General features: G+C 34.9%; 6 protein-coding genes. 5 read left to right on the top strand and 1 reads right to left on the bottom strand.

The features are described 5' to 3' along the window. Window positions 1-203 precede the first annotated feature (203 nt). Window positions 204-1,892: a dihydroxy-acid dehydratase gene (gene ilvD / locus ABFR62_12090; GenBank protein ID MEN8139162.1), complete on the top strand. Its 1,689-nt coding sequence runs from the start codon at window positions 204-206 to the stop codon at window positions 1,890-1,892. 386 nt (window positions 1,893-2,278) lie between these two features. Further along, entirely contained in the window at window positions 2,279-3,388 is a 1,110-nt protein-coding gene (locus tag ABFR62_12085; GenBank protein MEN8139161.1) for a hypothetical protein, read from the top strand. A gap of 234 nt (window positions 3,389-3,622) precedes the next feature. Here the strand turns inward: ABFR62_12085 and ABFR62_12080 are convergent, their stop codons facing one another. Next, complete coding sequence (locus ABFR62_12080) at window positions 3,623-4,207, bottom strand: hypothetical protein (protein ID MEN8139160.1); 585 nt, start codon at window positions 4,205-4,207, stop codon at window positions 3,623-3,625. A gap of 10 nt (window positions 4,208-4,217) precedes the next feature. Between ABFR62_12080 and ABFR62_12075 the strand changes: the two genes are divergently transcribed. The 3 genes from ABFR62_12075 to ABFR62_12065 all read left to right on the top strand — a co-directional run bounded on the left by ABFR62_12075 (window position 4,218) and on the right by ABFR62_12065 (window position 7,196). Continuing rightward, window positions 4,218-5,207, top strand: a complete 990-nt coding sequence (locus ABFR62_12075) for an acyl transferase (GenBank protein ID MEN8139159.1) — start codon at window positions 4,218-4,220, stop codon at window positions 5,205-5,207. Window positions 5,208-5,240: 33 nt separating this feature from the next. Beyond that, window positions 5,241-5,984 (top strand): TerB family tellurite resistance protein, encoded by a 744-nt coding sequence (locus ABFR62_12070; protein ID MEN8139158.1) that lies wholly within the window; start codon window positions 5,241-5,243, stop codon window positions 5,982-5,984. A 216-nt stretch (window positions 5,985-6,200) separates the two neighbouring features. Next, a complete protein-coding gene (locus ABFR62_12065; GenBank protein MEN8139157.1) occupies window positions 6,201-7,196 on the top strand; it encodes an NAD(P)H-dependent glycerol-3-phosphate dehydrogenase in 996 nt (331 codons plus the stop codon). The last annotated feature ends 219 nt before the right edge of the window (window positions 7,197-7,415 follow it).

Here is a 7,415-nt window from a genome sequence, read left to right as displayed (position 1 = left end):
ACATAAAAGAGCATACAGGAAAAAAAACTTAAATGAACCTTATATTCTTTTTATGGTTTGAAAAATAGCCCAAGGCAAATCAAAAAAAAACACCCTTCACCTTATTTCCAAAACCTAAAAAATTCTACATTTGCCATTCATCATTGTAGATGAAAGTAGATGTTTGCGAATGTGCTTACACTTTAAAACTAATTTGAAAGAAAATGAGAAGTGATGAAATAAAAAAGGGCTTTGATAAAGCTCCTCACCGTAGTTTGCTAAGAGCAACAGGGTTGAAAACAGAAGATTTTGACAAACCATTTATAGGAGTAGCAAATAGTTTTATTGAAATTATTCCGGGACACTTTTTCCTGAATAAATATTCTGAGATAATTAAGGATGAAATTCGTGCTAATGGATGTATACCTTTCGAATTTAATACTATTGGTGTTGATGACGGTATAGCAATGGGGCACGATGGAATGCTGTACTCTTTACCATCACGCGAACTTATTGCTAACAGTATCGAAACTGTAATGAATGCACACAAGTTAGATGCAATGATTGCTATTCCTAACTGTGATAAAATTACTCCGGGTATGGTAATGGGGGCTTTAAGGGTAAATGTACCTACTGTTTTTGTTACCGGAGGACCTATGAAAAAAGGAGTTTTAAGCGATGGGACTCCTGTTGATCTGGCTACAGTTTTCGAAGGAATCGGGAAGTTTGAGAAGGGTGAAATGACGGAAGAGCGCCTTAAAGAACTGGAGTGTAAAGCTTGTCCGAGTGGAGGTAGTTGTTCGGGGATGTTTACTGCAAACTCAATGAATACTCTTATCGAGGCAATGGGTATCGCACTTAAAGGAAACGGAACTGTACTTGCACTTACTAAGGAACGGGAACAATTGTTGAGAGAAGCTGCACGCAGAGTTTGTGAAATTGCAAAAGATGAGCAGCAATCAGAAAAATATAAAATCAGAAACATACTTAACGAACAGGCTGTACACAATGCTTTTGTAGTTGATATGGCTATGGGAGGAAGTTCGAACACTGTTCTTCACATGCTCGCGATTGCAAAAGAAGCTGGTGTTGATTTTGATATTAAAAAAATTAACGAGATTAGTAAAAACGTAAGCCATATTGCTAAAATTTCACCATCACTTTCGCATGTTCACATGGAAGATATCAACCGTGCAGGAGGTGTAAGTGCAGTGATGAAGGAGATTAATAAGCGGGGAGGAGTACTTAACTCTGATAACCTTACCGTTGAAGGTTCTACAATCGGTGAGCGTATTGCCGATGCAGATATTAAGGACGAAACTATAATCCACCCGTTGGCAAATGCTTACTCGAAAGTAGGAGGTTTGGCAATTTTATTCGGAAACTTAGCCGAAGAAGGTTGTGTTATTAAAACTGCCGGAATCGTTGGAGAAAGAAGTTTTAAAGGAAAAGCAGTTTGTTTCGATTCTCAGCCCGATGCAATAGCAGGTATCAAAGGAGGTAAAGTTAAGAAAGGTGATGTAGTTGTAATTCGTTACGAAGGACCTAAAGGAGGTCCGGGGATGCAGGAGATGCTTTCGCCAACAAGTTTGATTATGGGTATGGGACTTGGAGCTGATGTGGCTTTAATTACCGACGGACGTTTTTCAGGTGCTACAAGAGGACTGTCAATAGGACACGTTTCACCTGAAGCTGCCGAAGGGGGGATGATAGGTTTATTAAAAGACGGAGATGAGATTTTTATCGATGTGGACACATATCAGATAGAAGTTGAGTTGAGCGAAGAAGAAATTACCAAGCGCCGTTCAAATTGGAAAATGCCTAAAAAAGAGGTCCCCGGCAGATGGTTGAAACAATATGCTATTTTAGCTAGTAATGCAAGCTTAGGCGGTGTTTTGAAAACGGAACTATAAGTAGGTTTTGAGTATATAAAAGATATAATAGTCTGTCGGATATTTTCGACAGACTTTTTTTATAAAATATATTTGTTGGGGTATGTACTTGTTAATTGTTTAAGTAGTTGGCAGATATATGTTGTAGTTGGTTTCATACGCAAATGTTGTAATTTTTTCCCTATTCGTAAAAATTAACAACAAGGCTATAGTTAATATATTGGTTTTTAGCCAAGTAGCCAGGTGTTTTTTTTTCTTATTTATTTGTGTTTAGCTTTTATTAGTTGGCAGGTATTTCTAGTTTAGTTTCAGATTACAGTTAATGTGTATGTTATTACAAGGGAGTTGTAATTTTAGTACTATAATATGTACAGAGAAAATAGTTAATTGAATTAAAAACTGACTTTATGAAAAAATATTTACTACTTATTCTGTTTTTTGCTGCACAATTTTCTTTTGCACAAAATGTAAATATCCCTGATGAGAATTTTAAATCTGCTTTAATTTCTGCCGGTTACGATACGGGAGGAGATGGTGAAATATCCGTTAGTGAAGCAGAAGCCGTTACCGGAATGATAATGGTAAATCGTAAAAAGATAGTAAGTGTTGAAGGAATTGAAGCATTTGTTAATACAATAGGGTTGTCGTGTATTGGTAATGATATATCAAGTATGGATTTATCTGCTAATACTTCACTTATGTATCTTTCATGTTCAAGAAACGGTCTTACAAGTTTAGATTTATCAGCAAATCCGGCACTGGAAAAGTTGTCTTGTTCTTCAAATGAACTAAATAGTATTAATGTTAGTGCAAATCCGGAGTTAGACTATTTGTCCTGTTCTCTTAATAATTTAACAGATTTAAACCTGTCTTCAAATCCCAAGTTAATAACATTGAACTGCGGAAGTAATGATATCACTTCTTTAGATTTGTCGGCAAATACCGCATTGGTTGAATTATATTGTAAAAAAAATGAACTGAGTGTATTGGATGTATCCGCAAACACACAGTTAAGTATATTGTCAATGGAAGTAAATTCAGTGCCGGTAATAGACCTCTCATCTAATTTAGAGTTAACAGAGTTGTACTGTTCGTCAAATGATATGACGGAATTGGATGTTTCTGCAAATATAAATTTAACAAATTTGTCGTGTGATAAGAATTTGTTGATGTCGATTTGTGTAAGTGACGTCGCTGCTGCAGAAGCAAATGTCGACTTTGTTAAGGACTTTGATGCTGTGTGGTTAGATACTTGTGGACAGAATGCATTGGGTATAAATGATTCCGACAATACTTATGTTTCTGTATATCCTATTCCTGCGGTTAATTTATTGAATATTGATTTAAAGGTAAAAGCTGTTGGTACTGTATATGATATGAATGGAAAAGTAATTATGGATGGCATCAAACTTAGTAAAGGACATAATGAACTTAACTTAGATTTAATACCTCAAAAATACTTTTTAATGATCACAGGTCAAGGTTTAGCTAAAACACTTAGTTTTGTAGTGATGTAATAAATATAGGTTTTGATAGTTATGTAATAATGAGGGCTTTATCTTTGATAAGGTCCTCATTTTTATATCAATATGAATTCAAAGTGATTGATAGATGAATTAGAAATAAGCGGAGCGATTGACTTCGTCGAATCTTCGATTTAACTTTGTTGAACCTAAAGATTTAATGAATACAAAAAATTATCAATCCGTGAATTAATAATTCATGTCGATCAGTTTTATTTTAAGTTGGTATTATTCTTCCGGGGGCTCAACACCGCCATAAACAGGACTTTCGATAATCTCGCTGTAGTTGTTGTCCCTGTCGCATAATTGAAAATCGAATTTAATAGTTTTCGAGCGTAAGGAAGGAAGCTCTATCTTGTATTCAATATTTCCTATCAGTGAATTTGCCTGTCCCCTGCCCAGCATATAAGGCAGGTTTGCGTGTAATACATTTACACCTAAACTGTCAGTTAAAGTGTCGTTTACACAATGATAGTCTGTTACAAACTTTCTTTTAACAAATTCACCATCAATTTCTTCAAATAAATTTACATACAGGTCATGTGTGTTTATAACGTCACAGGGTCTTTGTGCATCCGGTTTTTCTTCACTGGCTTCCCAACCAACATTTCCGTCACCGTCAGTGAAGTTTAAGTTGGAATTATAATAGAGTATATTGTTCTCTAGCGTATCCTTTTCAATTGTAAAATACCCACTCTCGAATTTAATTATGGGTTCAGGCGGATAGCTTTGAATTTTTCTACAGCTACCTAAGTTTATTATTACAAGTATTAATAATAACTTTGTGGAAATATTATTTAGTACTGATTTCATCAGATGAATTATGAAATTTGAAACACTTAAAAATAGCATTTTTAAAATAGATAACTCTACAACTTTCAAAACTATTGCTTTAGAGGTATTCAAATACCAGGCAAAAGAGAATAAAGTGTACAGCGAATTTATTAATTATTTAGATGTGGATGTAGAAAAAGTGAAAGAACTTGAAGATATTCCTTTTCTTCCAATACAGTTTTTTAAATCGCATAGGGTTGTTAGTAATGATTTGTTGGAACAGGAAGTATTCCTGAGCAGTGGAACTACCGGAATGTCGCAGAGTAAACATTTTGTGAGCGACTTGTCGGTTTATGAGGAAAGTTATCTAAAGGGATTTAAATACTTTTATGGCAACATAAAAGATTACGTAGTTTTAGGATTATTACCGGCTTATCTGGAGCGAACAGGTTCATCATTAATTTACATGGTTGATGATCTGATTAAGAAAAGCGGGCATCCCGAAAGTGGATTTTATCTGAAAGATCACGATACATTAGTTGAAACGATAATCAGACTTGAAAACAGAAAGCAGAAAATACTTCTGATTGGCGTATCTTTCGCACTTTTAGACTTTCTGGATGACTATAACCTCGATCTAAAGTACACCACTATTATGGAAACCGGGGGTATGAAGGGTAGAAGAAAAGAGATGGTAAGGGAAGAGTTACATGAAATTTTCACGAGTGGTTTTGGTGTAAAATCAATTCATTCAGAATACGGAATGACGGAACTCCTGTCGCAGGCTTACTCAAAAGGTGATGGTGTTTTTAAGTGTCCGCCGTGGATGAAAGTTTTAATTCGCGATACTGAAGATCCATTTTCTTATATTACATTTGGAAAATCAGGAGGCTTAAATGTAATTGATTTGGCTAATATCAATTCTTGTTCATTTATTGCTACTCAGGATTTGGGAAGGTTGCATGAAGATGAATCTTTCGAAGTTATTGGGCGTTTCGACCATAGCGATATAAGAGGTTGTAATCTTATGGTGCTTTAGTAGTGAAGTATATTAATAATAAAAAAAATTATAATGGCAAAATTTGTAAAATGGATAGGAGCGGGACTTGGTTGGGCATTTGGCGGACCGATAGGAGCTATTTTAGGATATGCATTAGGTTCGGCATTTCATGGTATGAGCCAGAATGATATTGAAGATTTCCAAAAGAGCCGGGAAGGATATACAGGAACACAATCAGGCGATTTCGAAGTTTCTCTGTTGGTTCTTTCTGCTGCGGTAATTAAAGCTGATGGTAAAACTACTCAGCCTGAACTCGATTTCGTTCGAAATCACTTTGTACAGATGTATGGCAAAGAAAGAGCAAACCAGGCTTTTAGACTGTTTAAAGAGATAATAAATAATCAAAATATTTCTATTCGCCAGGTGAGTATGCAGATTGCCCACCATATGGATCATGCTTCCAGATTACAGCTTCTTCATTTTTTGTTTGGAATAGCTAAAGCCGACGGACATGTAAGTAAAGATGAAGTTCATACTATTAAAACCATTTCAGGATACCTTTATATAAGTCCTCAGGATTTTGGCTCTATAAAGGCAATGTTTTATGATGATACTGAAAATGCATATAAAATATTGGAGGTTACAAAGGCAAGTTCCGATGATGATGTGAAAAAAGCATATAGAAGAATGGCGCGAAAATATCATCCGGATAGGGTACATCATTTAGGTGAAGAGCACATGCAGGGAGCTAAAGAAAAGTTTCAAAAAGTTCAGGAAGCTTATGAGAAAATTAAGAATGAGAGGGGATTTTCGTGATAATATTTTATGATTAATTAATTATTGTAAAAATTTAGTTTGCTATTTATTTCTTATTGCGTTCTAACTTAATAGTATATGCGTTTTTGTAGATAGATAGGTACAAAGATTTTTTTAGATGATCTTTGACAGTAACATAAAAATATAAAATGTTAATTTTGCGTTGGATATTTTCCTGTGAAAAAAACAGGAAGGTGATGACAAATTGATCATTATATGGATGATAATAAAAAAATAGCAGTTATAGGTGGTGGTAGTTGGGCTACAGCTATTGTGAAGATGCTTGTTGAAAACGAGGAAAAGGTTGGATGGTATATGCGAAATGTATATGCTTTGGAGCATATAAAAATAAACCATCATAATCCTAATTACTTAAGTTCGGTAGAGTTTGATGTGAATAAGCTTGATTTGAGTAATAATCTGAACGATATTGTCGATAATTACGACTATCTTATATTTGCGATTCCGTCTGCATTTCTAAAGCAGGAGCTTGATGCTTTTAAGCCTCAATTAAGAGAAAAGATTATTTTTTCGGCAATTAAAGGTATTGTCCCCGAAACCGGGACTATAGTAGGAGAGTTTTTTCATAACCAATATTCCATTCCTTATGATAGAATAGGTGTTGTTACCGGGCCTTGTCATGCGGAAGAGGTTGCATTGGAGAGGTTGTCGTATTTAACGATAGCTTGCCAGAACTCAGAGCACGCTGAAATAGTTGCGGATAAAATTTCGTGTGAGTATATCAGGACAAAAATTTCGGACGATATATACGGAACGGAATACTCTGCGGTATTAAAAAACATATATTCAATAGCTGCAGGGGTAGCACATGGCCTTGGATACGGAGATAATTTTCAGGCAGTATTGATGTCTAATTCCATAAGAGAAATAGGACGTTTTCTCGAAGTTGTTTATCCTATTCAAAGGGATATAAATAACCTTGCATATTTAGGAGATTTACTTGTAACGGGATATTCAGTTTTTAGTAGGAATAGAATGTTTGGTAATATGATAGGGAAGGGGTATACTGTTAAATCAGCTCAGATGGAAATGAATATGGTAGCCGAAGGTTACTATGCCTCAAAAAGTATTACAAAGTTGGTGTCTAAATACGATATAGACATGCCTATAACGGAGGCTATTTATAAAATACTATATAAAGGCAAGGAGCCCAAACAGGTAATGAGTAAGCTTACAGAGAAATTGAATTAAAATCGGATAATTTTGTCTGATTATAAAAGCCAAGGTATCAGTTGGTTACGAAATACGTTGTTTGTTAATCGAAAATTTCATACACTTTAACTGTTTAAGGATTACGGTTTAAGATCTTAATATATATTTGTCATGTAAGTAAGTCATAAGAGTTGCTTTTTCATGGTAAATTTGGGTAGTTGCTAGGCTTGTAGATTCTTCTGCAAGCCTTCTTTTTTT

The organism is Bacteroidota bacterium, assembly GCA_039714315.1.
In the GTDB taxonomy this organism is placed as follows: Bacteria; Bacteroidota; Bacteroidia; order Flavobacteriales; family JADGDT01; genus JADGDT01.
The sequence above is the reverse complement of the archived record's forward strand: the minus strand, read 5'-3'. Positions and strand labels throughout refer to the sequence as shown.

Excerpts from the sequence above, each read along its gene's own strand:
- ilvD (MEN8139162.1), top strand. The coding sequence starts at position 204 with ATGAGAAGTGATGAAATAAAAAAGGGCTTTGATAAAGCTCCTCACCGT.
- ABFR62_12085 (MEN8139161.1), top strand. The coding sequence starts at position 2,279 with ATGAAAAAATATTTACTACTTATTCTGTTTTTTGCTGCACAATTTTCT.
- ABFR62_12080 (MEN8139160.1), bottom strand. The coding sequence starts at position 4,207 with ATGAAATCAGTACTAAATAATATTTCCACAAAGTTATTATTAATACTT.
- ABFR62_12075 (MEN8139159.1), top strand. The coding sequence starts at position 4,218 with ATGAAATTTGAAACACTTAAAAATAGCATTTTTAAAATAGATAACTCT.
- ABFR62_12070 (MEN8139158.1), top strand. The coding sequence starts at position 5,241 with ATGGCAAAATTTGTAAAATGGATAGGAGCGGGACTTGGTTGGGCATTT.
- ABFR62_12065 (MEN8139157.1), top strand. The coding sequence starts at position 6,201 with ATGGATGATAATAAAAAAATAGCAGTTATAGGTGGTGGTAGTTGGGCT.